This is a genomic window from Nocardia sp. NPDC005745 (genome assembly GCF_040630775.1).
In the GTDB taxonomy this organism is placed as follows: Bacteria; Actinomycetota; Actinomycetes; order Mycobacteriales; family Mycobacteriaceae; genus Nocardia.
Genome location: NZ_JBEXYF010000004.1, coordinates 227,196 through 239,405, shown reverse-complemented (window position 1 = coordinate 239,405; position 12,210 = coordinate 227,196). Strand labels below are relative to the sequence as shown.

Annotated in this window: 10 protein-coding genes; 6 read left to right on the top strand and 4 right to left on the bottom strand. The window is 68.1% G+C overall.

Annotation, left to right across the window (positions count from 1 at the left end; genetic code table 11):
• Positions 1–97: 97 nt before the first annotated feature.
• Positions 98–994 carry an SDR family oxidoreductase gene (locus tag ABZ420_RS06865; protein ID WP_357117966.1) on the top strand — a complete coding sequence of 299 codons (897 nt, stop codon included), beginning with the start codon at positions 98–100 and terminating at the stop codon, positions 992–994.
• A 185-nt stretch (positions 995–1,179) separates the two neighbouring features.
• Here ABZ420_RS06865 and ABZ420_RS06860 read toward each other — a convergent pair whose 3' ends face one another.
• Positions 1,180–1,944 carry a metalloregulator ArsR/SmtB family transcription factor gene (locus ABZ420_RS06860; protein WP_357117963.1) on the bottom strand — a complete coding sequence of 255 codons (765 nt, stop codon included), beginning with the start codon at positions 1,942–1,944 and terminating at the stop codon, positions 1,180–1,182.
• Positions 1,945–2,007: 63 nt separating this feature from the next.
• Between ABZ420_RS06860 and ABZ420_RS06855 the strand changes: the two genes are divergently transcribed.
• Entirely contained in the window at positions 2,008–2,481 is a 474-nt protein-coding gene (locus ABZ420_RS06855) for an SRPBCC domain-containing protein (protein WP_357117960.1), read from the top strand.
• Between the two features lie 266 nt (positions 2,482–2,747).
• On the opposite strand, the gene ABZ420_RS06850 is transcribed toward ABZ420_RS06855, so the two are convergent.
• Together ABZ420_RS06850 and ABZ420_RS06845 are read right to left on the bottom strand one after the other, a co-directional pair.
• Complete coding sequence (locus ABZ420_RS06850) at positions 2,748–3,143, bottom strand: hypothetical protein (RefSeq protein ID WP_357117957.1); 396 nt, start codon at positions 3,141–3,143, stop codon at positions 2,748–2,750.
• Positions 3,143–3,484, bottom strand: coding sequence for a hypothetical protein (locus ABZ420_RS06845; protein WP_357117954.1), 342 nt, complete (start codon positions 3,482–3,484; stop codon positions 3,143–3,145). Before ABZ420_RS06845 ends, ABZ420_RS06850 begins: the two co-directional genes overlap by 1 nt.
• A 214-nt stretch (positions 3,485–3,698) precedes the next feature.
• Here ABZ420_RS06845 and ABZ420_RS06840 point away from each other — a divergent pair, with 214 nt between their 5' ends.
• Entirely contained in the window at positions 3,699–5,042 is a 1,344-nt protein-coding gene (locus ABZ420_RS06840; RefSeq protein ID WP_357117951.1) for a hypothetical protein, read from the top strand.
• A complete protein-coding gene (locus tag ABZ420_RS06835) occupies positions 5,039–5,614 on the top strand; it encodes a GNAT family N-acetyltransferase (protein WP_357117948.1) in 576 nt (191 codons plus the stop codon). The genes ABZ420_RS06840 and ABZ420_RS06835 overlap by 4 nt, the downstream gene beginning before the upstream one ends.
• Before the next feature lie 150 nt (positions 5,615–5,764).
• On the opposite strand, the gene ABZ420_RS06830 is transcribed toward ABZ420_RS06835, so the two are convergent.
• Positions 5,765–6,922, bottom strand: a complete 1,158-nt coding sequence (locus tag ABZ420_RS06830; protein ID WP_357117945.1) for an epoxide hydrolase family protein — start codon at positions 6,920–6,922, stop codon at positions 5,765–5,767.
• 419 nt (positions 6,923–7,341) lie between these two features.
• On the opposite strand from ABZ420_RS06830, the gene ABZ420_RS06825 reads away from it, so the two are divergent.
• Both ABZ420_RS06825 and ABZ420_RS06820 read left to right on the top strand, forming a co-directional pair.
• Complete coding sequence (locus tag ABZ420_RS06825) at positions 7,342–10,296, top strand: AAA family ATPase (RefSeq protein ID WP_357117942.1); 2,955 nt, start codon at positions 7,342–7,344, stop codon at positions 10,294–10,296.
• Positions 10,297–10,375: 79 nt separating this feature from the next.
• On the top strand, positions 10,376–12,169 hold the full coding sequence (locus tag ABZ420_RS06820) for an acyl-CoA dehydrogenase (protein WP_357117939.1): 1,794 nt from the start codon (positions 10,376–10,378) through the stop codon (positions 12,167–12,169).
• The last annotated feature ends 41 nt before the right edge of the window (positions 12,170–12,210 follow it).

Genomic DNA, 12,210 nt, shown 5'->3' with positions numbered 1-12,210 from the left:
CGCGGTCACTTGCGCCACAGAAATCACCGGCGGTCCGCTCGGGTCGCCGGATCCAGTCCGCGCAGTCGATCGCGGACATACCCGAAGGAGTATGGACATGCGTGTATTCGTCACCGGAGCGACCGGCTGGATCGGTTCGGCCGTGGTCGACCAGTTGCTGGAGGCCGGTCACGAGGTCACCGGACTCGCCCGCTCGGGCGACTCGGCCGCCGCGCTGGAGCGGAAAGGAGCCCGTGCGCGGCGCGGCGACCTCGACGATCTCGACAGCATCCGCACCGGCGCTACGGAGGCCGACGCCGTCGTTCATCTCGCCAACAAGCACGACTTCGCGAATCCTGCCGTGACCAACCAGACCGAGCGGAACGCCGTGCGGGCCATCGGCGACGTCCTCGCGGGTTCGCACCGGCCGTTCGTGCTCGCCTCCGCTCTGGCCCTGCTCGCTCCCGGCCGTGTGGCCACCGAGCAGGACCGCTCACCGGCCCACGGCCCCGATTCCTTGCGTGGAGGCAGCGAGAACCTCGCGCTGGGATTCGTGGAGCGTGGCGTCGGCACGGTCGTCGTGCGTTTCGCTCCTACCGTGCACGGCGAGGGTGACCACGGTTTCGTGGCCGGGCTGGTGGCGACCGCTCGCGCCAAGGGGGTTTCGGCCTACCTCGGCGACGGGATCAATCGCTGGGCCGCGATCCATCGCAGCGATGCCGGGCGCATCGTGCGGCTGGCGCTCGATAAGCGCGTTCCCGGCGGCACCGTCTTGCACGCCACCGCAGAGACCGGCATTCCGGCCCGCGACATCGCCGGCGTGATCGGACGGGGACTCCGTCTGCCCGGCGTCTCGATCCCGGCCGAGCAGGGCGGCGAGCACTTCGGCTGGCTCGGCAGGTTCTTCGGAGCGGACATGGCCGCGAGCAGTGACGCCACCAGCTCACTGCTCGGCTGGACGCCCAGCGGTCCCGGTCTCGTCGAGGACCTCGACAGCGGCTGCTACTACCGCTGAACCTGCAGGTCTCTGGGGCCCAGGGCAATTGGAGTGCGGTCCCGAGGGATTGCCACCAGGCCGATCGGCATGCCGACGCGGAGTGCCACGGAGCTGCTCGACTATCTGGCCACCGGTGAGCGGGTGAAGTACTTGCCGTTCCGGGGGCACCGACCACTCGGTAGCCGGATCAGCTTGTAGCCGAATCAGCTTGTGGCCGAGTTGATGACGTGAGCGAGGTTGTCCAGCAGCTGATTCCAGCCGAAGCGGATGCCGGCCATGGCCGGTTCCGAGCCCGGGGTCGGGTCGGACACGTTGATCCACAGGTCGACGCGGGTGCCGCCGGTGACGCTGGTCAACTCGAGGAGATGTTCGGCGCGGAACAACGGGGTCCCGTTGCCGTCCAGCGGTGACAACTCGAACCGGAGCCGTTCGGGCGGAACGACTTCGAGGTAGTGCCCGGCGCTGGAGTACAGCGCACCGTCGCCCTCTCGGAGCACGATCGACAGGGCGCCCCCGCTGACCGGCCGCAGGACGCAGTCGGCGACCTCGAAATGCGCCGGGTGCCACCACCGGCGCGCCAGATCGGGCGAGGTCCACCACTCCCACACAGTCGCCGGCGGCGCCGACAGCGTCCGATGGAATTCGTGGGCCGACAACGGCTCGGCGGCGATTGCCACCCGGTATTCCGCGAGCACCGACTCCGAGGGATGGTCGGCCTCGAATCCCGCCAGCCACTGTCGCAGCTCGCGCAGCGGACCCCGGCGCAGGGCGTAGATGCGGCGCTGCCCGAGCGGTTCCATTACCACCAGGCCCGCGCGCACGAGCGCCTGGAGATGTTTGGTCGTCTGCGGTTGTCTCAGGTCGAGTGCGGTAGCGATCTCGCCGACCGGACGCGGCGCGGCGTTCAGCAACTCCACGATCCGCATGCGGTTCGGTTCGGCCAGAGCGGCGAAGAGTGCGGGGTCCATTGACCAAGCATGCCTCCTCAGATATATTCCTTTCAAGGAATACTTCTGAACCAGGAGCACGACATGTCCGAGCAGATCCGCATCGAACGCGACTACCCCGCCACCGCCCAGGCGATCTGGGAACTGTGGACCACCCCGGCGGGCATCGAGAAGTGGTGGGCGCCCGACGGTTTCACCGTCCGCGTCGACCAGCTCGACCTGCGCCCGGGCGGCGAACTGGTCTACACGATGACCGCGACCGCCCCCGAGCAGATCGAATTCATGCGATCCGCGGGCATGCCACTGTCGACCGAGTCCCGCAAGACGTTCACCGAGATCGACGGCCCCGACCGGCTCGCCTACACCTCCCTGGCCGACTTCATCCCCGGCGTCGAGCCGTACGAATTCCTCACCACCGTCGAGCTCGAGCCGACCGACGCGGGCGTCCGCGTGGTCATGACCGCCGACGCCATGCACGACGACGTCTGGACTCAACGCCTCACCCAGGGACGGGAGAACGAACTCGCCAACCTCGCCGCCATCGTCTCCGGCGGTTAGTTTCGGACCGGACAACCGAACCGGGACCAGCAGCGCGGGCAGCTTCGACGCGGCCTTCAACGCACGAAACTGTCAGCTGCATCGCGCGACAGCACACCGCCGCGCTGGGCGACGTCCAGGAAGTCGTCGCGGGTCCCCTTTCCATCGGTGCGTCGGCATTGCAGTGATCCGGGCACTGGACGAATCGGTCGTTGCCGTAGATCACCGGGGCGGCGTCATCGTACGGGTACAACCGCAGCGGGCCGGTCTGGCCGGTGAGACACGCCCTACGGCAGCGCTTCGCTGCTGTGCGGGCGGGAGGGATGCGGGCGGCGCGGGTACTTGCTCGCCCGCATGCGACCGGTGGTCCGTAAGGTCTTCACCGCCGCGCATTTCCATGAGCATTCGTCCGCGTCGCACTCGAGATGAACCTGCATCAGGGCGTGCGCATCGCCGGGGCTGAATTCCGGGCCGTCTATCGGATCGACAGCAGGCCAGCCCAACGGCGGCCAGCCCAGCAGGCACAGTTGTTCATGGCCGACACGTTCGGCGATGTGATAGACGCTCGGACCCCGCAACGGCCTCCGCCACCATCTGCTCGCGGCGAAGAAGACCATCAGCAGCACCACGACCACCGCCGTTCCCACCGCCAGCGCTGTGCCGACCTCGGACCAGCCGGACATCAAAACCCCACCCCGCTCCCCGATGAGCCGAACGGCGCCCACCGATGTCCCCGCTCCCACACCTGCTCGGGCGCGACGACGATGAGCGTCACTTCTTCCGTGAGGCCGCGCCTGGCGGTCCAGATGTGCTCCCGAGTCGGGGCGATGACGACCGAAGCGCCCACCCGGCGGATCGTCTGCACGAGCAGCAGCGTCGGCATCAGCGCATCCCGATCCACCACCAGCACTTCCGGCTCGCGATAACCTCTCCGCTCGGCTAGCGCCCGAATCGCGCGCTCCTCACCCACGTGATCACTGCCGGACTGATCCAGCCGGATGTAGCCGAGCGCGATTTCCGCCATGTCCGCCCCTCTTCCGTCGATGTGGTGTGGCACCCGGCGCCGGGGATCCCGGACGATGGCAACGCGATCGGCGCTGTCGACGAGGGATGTGCTCGCCCGGCGCCGGGGCCAACTCGAGCGTGGCTGACCTGGTTGTTCGTTCCCAGACACAGAACCGCACGGACCCGATACGCTTCCGGCACACCAGGATGCAGACGTGGGATGGGGGACCACGATGATTGTCACCAATTGGACCGGCGTCGAGGTCAGGGCTTTGCGCTACGCCGCCCTCCGACTGACCCAGGAAGAGTTCGCTGAGCAGGTCGGCTACCAGCCTGTCACGGTCAGAAAATGGCAACGTGCGCCGGATTCCCGACCGATTCGAGGAAAATCTGCCCATGACCTCGATACCCAGCTGGCACGGCTCGATGAGAAACAGTCCGCACGCTTTTGGTCGGCCGTCGCCCAAGCACGGAATCCGAGGCATCCTGGCAGTCATGCATTCCAGATTTCGACGGAACCGTCTGACGGTGTGGTCGACGCCGCTGTATGGGAAGCCGACAGTGACGTGAAGCGGCGTGAATTCGGGCGCCTGGCTGCGGCGGCTGGGGCAGTTGCAGTTCTGGAGTCGTGGGACGTCGACGGCGTCCGAATCGGCATGACCGACGTAAGAGGACTGCTGGAAGTAGTCGATGCCTTGGAGTTCGAGGACCAGAGGGCAGGTGGCGCTTCCCTGGTCGCGACAGCCGTAGCGCAGTTGGCTCGCGCGAAAAGCCTCTTGGAGACCGGCACTTTCGATAGTGCGAGTGGTAGCGCGTTCACCAGTGCGACCGGTGAATTGGCCGTCCTGGCCGGATGGCTGGCTTTCGACGCCGACATGCATTCGCTCGCGCGCCACTGCTACTCGGATGCCATGGCGTTGGCAAGCCAGGCAGATGACGCCGATCTCACAGCTCATAGCTGCCTGTACGCCGCGAACCAATCCATTGCGCTCAGCCGGACCGGCCAGGCGAATCCACAACACGCGCTGCGTCTCGTCGACCGCGCACGTCACCTGATGCGCGGCCGACCACCTGGCCGTATCCACGCCCTGATCGCAATCCGCCAAGCGCAGGCTTTCGGCTTGCTCGGTGATCGCCGGGAGTTCGGGCGCGCGATCGCGACAGCGTGGCGTGAAGTGGACCACGCAATCGAACACGAACCCCTCGCCGACTGCCCGACGTGGCTTCTCACTGTGGACCACAACGAGGTTCGTGGTCATGAGGCTCGCGGCTGTGGACGTGTCGGCGACCTCGTAAGGGCTGTCAGCCTCTTCGAGACCGTCGCCGACGAGCAGTCGACACACCGAAACGCCGTCAATACACGGGCGTGGCTGGCGTCAGCACGAACAGCAGTAGGAGACCTCGAAGGGGCACTGGCTGACGCGATGTCGGTGTTGGTGCACATCGACAACGGCGTATCGTCGCCCCGCACCCTGAAGGTTCTCGAACCCATTCGGCGCGCGACCGCCGATTTGCCTGCCGCGGACGAGTTCCGGCACCGCCTCGACAAACTCACACAGACAGGGAATATCGCGTGAATCTTCCGGATGTCGAATTCCGGCATCTCGACGCTGTAGAGGCGCGCGCACTCAGGCCCACGGTCGAAGACATCTACCGCCGGTCTTACGTCGACGCGATCGCCTCCGGTGATCCGTTCGATGAGCCTGATCAGTTCATGCACCGATTCGACAACTACACCGACCCCGCAGGCGGCGGTGTGTTCGCGATGGTCATGGCGTATTTCGGCGGGACGCCCGCCGGGCAGACGTGGGGGTGGACGCTGCGTCCGAATGCCGCGTGGTGGAGAAATTTTCAGCCGGACGATGGGTTCGGCGATCGCGCTACATTTACCGCCGAGGATGGCGCCCGGACATTCGCGCTGTCGGAGATCATGGTGTGCGCCGAATACACCGGTCGCGGCTTGGCGCGAAAGCTGCACGATACGCTGTTGAGCAGCCGGGCGGAACGGCGTGCGACGCTACTGGTCGAGCCGGAGAATCACCGCGCTTATGGGGCGTACCTGCGGTGGGGATGGTCCCGAGTCGGTGTGACGAAACCGAGTTGGCCGGACGCACCGACATTCGATGTCTTGATTCGTGAGCTGAGATAGCCCGAGCTAGCGACGCTGGACAAATGAGGCTCGTACGGCAGCGCGTCGTCGCCGTTCCAGAATGCTCGTGCAATCAGATCGCGGACTAGTCGTCTCGCCCCGTCGTGGGGCAGGCAGTCGCCACTACCTGCCCGCTACGACTCCCCCGAATCAGCCCAGCGACCGGAAGAACTCGCGCACGTCGCCGGTCAGCAGCTCCGGCACCTCGAGTGCGGGAAAATGCCCGCCGGAGTAGTACTCCGACCAATGGGTGATGTTGTGGGTGTGCTCGGCGAAGCGGCGGATGGCGTAGTCGCCGTCCTTGAATACCGCGACGCCGGTGGGCACGGTGCCCTTCGGTTTCGGGGCGAACATGGTGGCGTCGTGGAAGCGCTCGTAGTAGAGGTTCGCGACGCTGCGGGCGGTGTCGGTGAACCAGTAGATGCTCACCGTGGTCAGCAGGCGATCGAGGTCGACGGCCTGTTCGGGCAGGGCGTGGGATCGATCGGTCCACTCGCGGTATTTCTCCACGATCCAGCCGAGCTGGCCGGTCGGGGAATCGGCGAGCAACTGTGCGATGGTGTTCGGGCGGGAGCCCTTCAGGTTCATGTAGGCGGAACCGTCGTCCTGGAACTTCTTCATCGCGCCCAGTCGCGCCTTCTCCGCGTCGGTGAGCGCGGCCATGTCGGCGGGGTCGCCGGTCGGGAAGGTCACCAACGCGTTGACGTGCACGCCGAGGACATGCTCGGCATCGATCCGCCCCAGTGCCGGGGCGATGAAGGCGCCGTGGTCCCCGCCCTGCACGCCGTAGCGGTCGTAGCCGAGGCGGGCCATCAGTTCGGCGAGCGCCGCCGCGATCCGGCCGTCGTTCCAGCCCGGCTCGGTGATCGGGCCGGAGAAACCGTGGCCGGGCAGTGACGGGATGACCAGGTGGAAGGCGGGCGCGTCCGGGGCGCCGTACGCGGCGGGGTCGGTGAGCGGGCCGATCATGTCGCGGAAGTCGGCCACCGAACTCGGCCACCCGTGCAGCAACAGCAGCGGCGTGGCCTCCGCTCGGGCCGAGCGCACATGCAGGAAGTGCACATTCTGTCCGGAGACGATGGTGGTGAACTGCGGGTAGGCGTTCAACTCCGCCTCGGCGGCACGCCAGTCGAACTTCTCGGCCCAGTACCCGGCCAGTTCCCTCAGGTAGGCGGTCGGCACACCGCGCTCCCAGCCGACGCCGGGCAGGTCGTCGATCCAGCGGGTGCGGGCCACGCGCGAGCGAAGGTCGTCCAGGTCGGCCTGCGGGATGTCGATGCGGAAGGGGCGGATCTCGGTGTTCGTCATGCCATTGATACTTCGGGTAACGAGGGGCCCGCCGAATCACGAGAATTCATTATTTCCCGTACTCCCCCAGCCCACCGGCAAGTAACGAACGCCGCCGAATCCGGCCGCACCACCCTCGGCCGCCATCACCGACGAGCGCGCCCCAACCGGCCCGGCCGATACCTCGCCACCGACCCCACCGCTCTTATCCGCGAGTGGCACACCATTGCGGCATCGGCCGAGAGGACCCCTCCATGGTGTGTCGCTCGTGAACTCCAGGCAGCCCCCGCGCCCGGTCGACGCCGCGCCTGGCGTTCGACGCGGCTCGGGTGAGGGCGGGGAGCGGCTTTCCTGGTGCTCTTGCTGGAAGTGCCGTCCGCCGCACTCCGCCTCGGCTCCCGCGATTGGCGCCGACCTCGCGGTAGGGGCATGATCGCGCCGTGGTCAGCCTTCCGGTATGCGGCGCCTTGGTGGGGCGGGCCGCTGAGCTTGCGGCATTGCAGGATGCCTATGGGGACCCGACGGTGCATACCGTGCTGGTCGGGGGCGAAGCGGGGATCGGCAAGTCGCGGCTGGTCGCGGAGTTCGGGACGCGGCTCGGGGCCCGCACGGCGGTGCTGTCCGGGCGGTGTCCGGAGTTCGGCGCGAAGGGGGTGCCGTTCACTCCGTTCGTCGCGGTCATGCGCGCACTGCTGCGTGACCAGGGCGTGGATGCGCTCGCGGCGCTGCTCCCGGCGAAACCCGCGCTGGCGCGCTGGCTTCCGGAACTGGCGGCGCGGTCCGGCGCGGCGGAGATCGACACCGATCGGATCCGGTTGTTCGGCGAGATCCTGACCGTGCTGGAACAGTGCTCGATGAACAGACCGCTGGTGGTGGTGCTGGAGGATCTGCACTGGGCCGACGAGGCCGGCTTGGAATTGCTCGCCTTCCTGGTGGCCAACATCGCCGAAGGCGATCTGTTCTTGGTCGGCACCTACCGGCCCGCCGATTCCGCACCGCTGCGCAAGCTGGTCGCGGGCCTGCGCCGCGACCCGGGCGTCCGCCTGCTTTCTCCGGCGCCTCTGACCAGGCACGAGGTGGGCAGACAACTGGCGGCGCTGCGCGGCCGGGAGCCGGAACCAGGGACGATCGGGCGAATCTTCGAGCGCAGCAAGGGAATCCCTTTGTTCGTCGAGGCGCTCGGTCCCGCACCCGAGGATACGCCCGCCGAGCTGTCGGAGCTGTTGCTCGGCCACTTGTCCGACCTGCCCGATCACACCGCGTCGGTACTGCGGCTCGCGGCGGCGGCCGGGTCACCGGTCCGGCACAGCCTGCTGGCGGCCGCCTCCGATCTCGCCGAGGACGCGCTCAACGCGGGTTTGCATCAGCTGATCGACCAGCAGCTCATGGCACCCACCGACACCGGCTATCAGTTCCGGCACGTGCTCATCCGCGACGCCGTCTACGACGATCTCCTTCCGGCAGAGCGAAAAAGGCTGCACAGCAATCTTTCTCGCGTGCTGGCCGCGCTCCGCAAGGAGGATCCGGACGAGTGCCCCTCCGGCGAGCTGGCCTACCACGCGCATGCCGCCGGAGAGTGGCCGCTGGCACTCGAGGCCGCCTGGGAAGCCGCGGCCGAAGCGGAAAACGTTGGAGCGCATCGTGTCCGCGTGCGCTACCTGGACCAGGTGCTCGAATCGTGGGAGCGGGTGCCGGAGGCGGCGAGCCGGGTGGACGCCGACCGGATCGATGTGGTGGAAGCGGTGGTGGCCGCGTGCTATCAGGGCGGTGTCGTCGAGCGCGGGATCGCGGCGGCCGACGAGGCGCTGGCCGTCATCGATGCGGGGACCTACCCGGAGCGCGCGGCCCGGCTGCACTACTACCGCGCGGGACTGCGCAATCAGAGCGGCGGCGGCGGCGAAGACGACCTGCTCGCGGCGCTGGCCTATCTTCCTTCGGACCGGCCGACCCTGCTGCGCGGCGAAGTGCTCGCCGAACTCGCCGCGGCGCGGGTATTCAGCGGTGCTGCGGCCGCAGCCGGGAACGACGCGCGTGCCGCCGTCGAGGTGGCCGAACGGTTACGCAGTGCGCCGAACGCCGACGACACTTCGCCGGTCATGGCTACGCCGCGTGCGCCCGAGGAGGCTGCCGGTGCGGATGCCACGTCCGCATGGCCGCGCTCGAGCGTCTTACGCGACGATCGGCGTGCCGTGGCGCTGGCCGCGCGCGCCTACGCCTATCTCGGGCTGGCAACCGCGGACCGTCCGGAGGCCGCCGTGGCCCACTTCGAACAGGCGCATGCGATCGCGAAGGCCACGCAAGACCCGGGCACATTGCTCACGGTGGTGCTGTGGGAGTCGGCGCTGCTGGTGTCGGCGGGCGCCGACGAGGCTGCCATCGCCGCGATCCAGCAGGGGCTGCGCGCCGCGCACGAAACCTACCGATTCGCGGAGGCGGCGCCGATCCTGCTGGTCAAATGGGCACAGGCGCTCACCGCGCTGGGCCGCTGGAACGAAGCGCTCGAGCTGATCGACGAATCGCTCACCGAGCAGCTGACCCCGTTGAGCACCGCCGCGCTGCTGCTGTGTCACGCGCGGATCATGCTGGCGCGTGGGGACGACGAGGCCGCGGCGACGAGCGCGGCGACCGCGCGGCCCTTGCTCGGGGATCGCCGCTGGGCCAGGCAGTATCAGATCCAGCTGCACACGGTGCAGACCGAGATCGCGCTCGCGGCGGGCAATCCGCAGCGCGCCGCCGAGATCGGCGCGGCGACGCTGACCGCGGACGATCTGACCGCGCACCATCACGAGGCGTGGGCGCTGGCCGACGCGGTGGCGCGAACTCGCTGCGCCCCTCTGGTTCTCAACTCCGTAACGGAGACGCTGCCGGTGACCACCGCGGTCGACGCCGCATACCGGAATTCTTGCCACGCCGTGCGCAGCGGCCGTCCCGCCGACTGGACCGCGACAGCTTCCTCCTGGCGAACCCTGAGTCGGCCATTCGAGCTGGCGCGCAGCCTGGTCGAATCCGGCGAAGCGGAATTGGCCGCAGGTGATCGCGCGGCAGCGCGCAGCGCCCTGCGGTCCGCGCTCCAGCTCGCGGACGAGTTGGCCACGACGCCACTCGCCGAGCGAGCCAGGCAGCTGGCCGACCGCGCCGGGATCGACCTCGCCGAATCCGGGAACCGGCCTTCCCCGGCCCGATCGGCGAGCACCGCGGGCCTGACCCCGCGCGAACTCGATGTGCTGCGCCTGGTGGCCACGGGTGCGAGCAACCGTCAGATCGCGGCCGAGCTGTTCATCAGCGCCAACACCGCCGGTGTGCACGTCTCACGGATCCTCACCAAGCTCGGTGCGTCCAGCCGCACCGAGGCGGCGGCGATCGCACGCGAACGCGGACTGCTCGTGTCCGGGTGAATGACTACCTACCGGCCCCCTGCCCGGCCATCGCACCGTAAGATACAGTAAGTCGAACATGTCTCGAAAGGACGGGCTGATGCGGTCGACCTTGTTGTCCCGGCGCGATCTCGATTTCCTGCTCTACGAGTGGCTGGACGTGGAGCGGCTCACCAAACGCGAGCGGTACGCCGAGCACTCGCGCGAGACCTTCGACGCCGTGCTCGACCTCAGCGAGCAGCTCGCGACCAAATACTTCGCGCCGCACAACAAGCTCAACGACGCCAACGAACCCACCTTCGACGGCGAGCGCGTGACCATCATCCCGGAGGTCGGGCAGGCGCTGGAAGCCTTCGCCAAGGCCGGATTGCCTTCGGCGGCAATGGATTACGACCTCGGTGGCGCACAGCTGCCCGCGACCGTCGCGCAGGCGAGCTACGCCTGGTTCCAGGCGGCCAACCCGGGCACCGCGGGCTACCCGTTCCTCACCGTGGCCAACGCGAATCTGCTCCTCGCCCACGGCCCGGAGCACGTCGAGAAGTTCGTCAAGCCCATGCTCGCGGGCCGTTTCTTCGGCACCATGTGCCTGTCGGAGCCGCAGGCGGGCTCGTCGCTGGCCGACATCGTCACCCGCGCCGAACCGCAGGACGACGGCAGCTATCGCCTGTTCGGCACGAAGATGTGGATCTCGGGCGGCGACCACGAGCTCGGCGAGAACATCGTGCACCTGGTGCTGGCCAAGATCCCCGGTGGGCCCGCGGGCACCAAGGGCATCTCGCTGTTCGTGGTGCCCCGCTTCCTGGTCGGCGACGACGGCGCGATCGGCGAACGCAACGACGTCGCCCTGGCCGGGCTCAACCACAAGATGGGCTTCCGCGGCACGGTGAACACCGTCCTGAATTTCGGCGAGGGCCGCTGGACGCCGGGTGGCGCGCCGGGCGCGGTCGGCTACCTGGTCGGGGAACCGCATCGCGGCTTGACCTACATGTTCCACATGATGAACGAGGCGCGCATCGGCGTCGGCCTGGTCGCCACCGCGCTCGGCTACACGGGATACCTCGAGTCGCTGGACTACGCCCGCACCCGCACGCAGGGCCGGGCCAAGCTTCCCGCCGACCCGTCCGCGCCGCAGCGGCCGATCATCGAGCACGCCGACGTGAAGCGAATGCTGCTGGCACAGAAGGCATATGCCGAAGGCGCGCTGGCGCTGGTGCTCTACTGCGCGCAGCTGGTCGACGAGCAGCGCACCGCCGAGTCCGACGACGACCGCCGCGCGGTCACCCAACTGCTGGACATTCTGACCCCGATCGCCAAGAGCTGGCCCTCGCAGTGGTGCCTGGAGGCCAACAGCCTCGCCATCCAGGTGCTCGGCGGCTACGGCTACACCCGCGAATACAACGTCGAGCAGCACTATCGGGACAACCGGCTCAACCCGATCCACGAGGGAACGCACGGCATCCAGGGCCTGGACCTGCTCGGGCGCAAGGTGACCCAGCAGGGCGGCGCGAGCCTGCTCGCACTCGGGTCCCGGATCGATGGGACCATCACCGCCGCTCGCGCGACGGGCGGCGAGGCGGCCGAGCTGGCCGCACAACTGGATTCGGCGTGGCGGCGGCTGGTCGAGGTCACCGCGGGGCTGTTCGCCTCCGGCGATTTCGAGGCCGCGCTGGCCAACAGCTCGGTGTACCTGGAAGCCTTCGGGCACACCGTGCTGGCCTGGATCTGGCTCGAGCAGTTTCTCGCCACCGCCGACCGTGCGGGCGATTTCTACGATGGCAAGCGGCACGCGGCCCGGTTCTTCTATCGTTTCGAATTGCCCAAGACCGCACCGGCACTGGATCTGCTCGCCAGCCTGGACACGACTACTCTGCGGATGCGCGACGCCTGGTTCTGAACACCACCCGTTTCGATACACTTCGCAGAAGATGTATCATT

What these genes read in the sequence shown, in the direction of transcription:
- ABZ420_RS06820 (WP_357117939.1), top strand. Translation starts at nt 10,376, where the DNA reads ATGCGGTCGACCTTGTTGTCCCGGCGCGATCTCGATTTCCTGCTCTAC.
- ABZ420_RS06830 (WP_357117945.1), bottom strand. Translation starts at nt 6,922, where the DNA reads ATGACGAACACCGAGATCCGCCCCTTCCGCATCGACATCCCGCAGGCC.
- ABZ420_RS06850 (WP_357117957.1), bottom strand. Translation starts at nt 3,143, where the DNA reads ATGTCCGGCTGGTCCGAGGTCGGCACAGCGCTGGCGGTGGGAACGGCG.
- ABZ420_RS06845 (WP_357117954.1), bottom strand. Translation starts at nt 3,484, where the DNA reads ATGGCGGAAATCGCGCTCGGCTACATCCGGCTGGATCAGTCCGGCAGT.
- ABZ420_RS06865 (WP_357117966.1), top strand. Translation starts at nt 98, where the DNA reads ATGCGTGTATTCGTCACCGGAGCGACCGGCTGGATCGGTTCGGCCGTG.
- ABZ420_RS06855 (WP_357117960.1), top strand. Translation starts at nt 2,008, where the DNA reads ATGTCCGAGCAGATCCGCATCGAACGCGACTACCCCGCCACCGCCCAG.
- ABZ420_RS06840 (WP_357117951.1), top strand. Translation starts at nt 3,699, where the DNA reads ATGATTGTCACCAATTGGACCGGCGTCGAGGTCAGGGCTTTGCGCTAC.
- ABZ420_RS06860 (WP_357117963.1), bottom strand. Translation starts at nt 1,944, where the DNA reads ATGGACCCCGCACTCTTCGCCGCTCTGGCCGAACCGAACCGCATGCGG.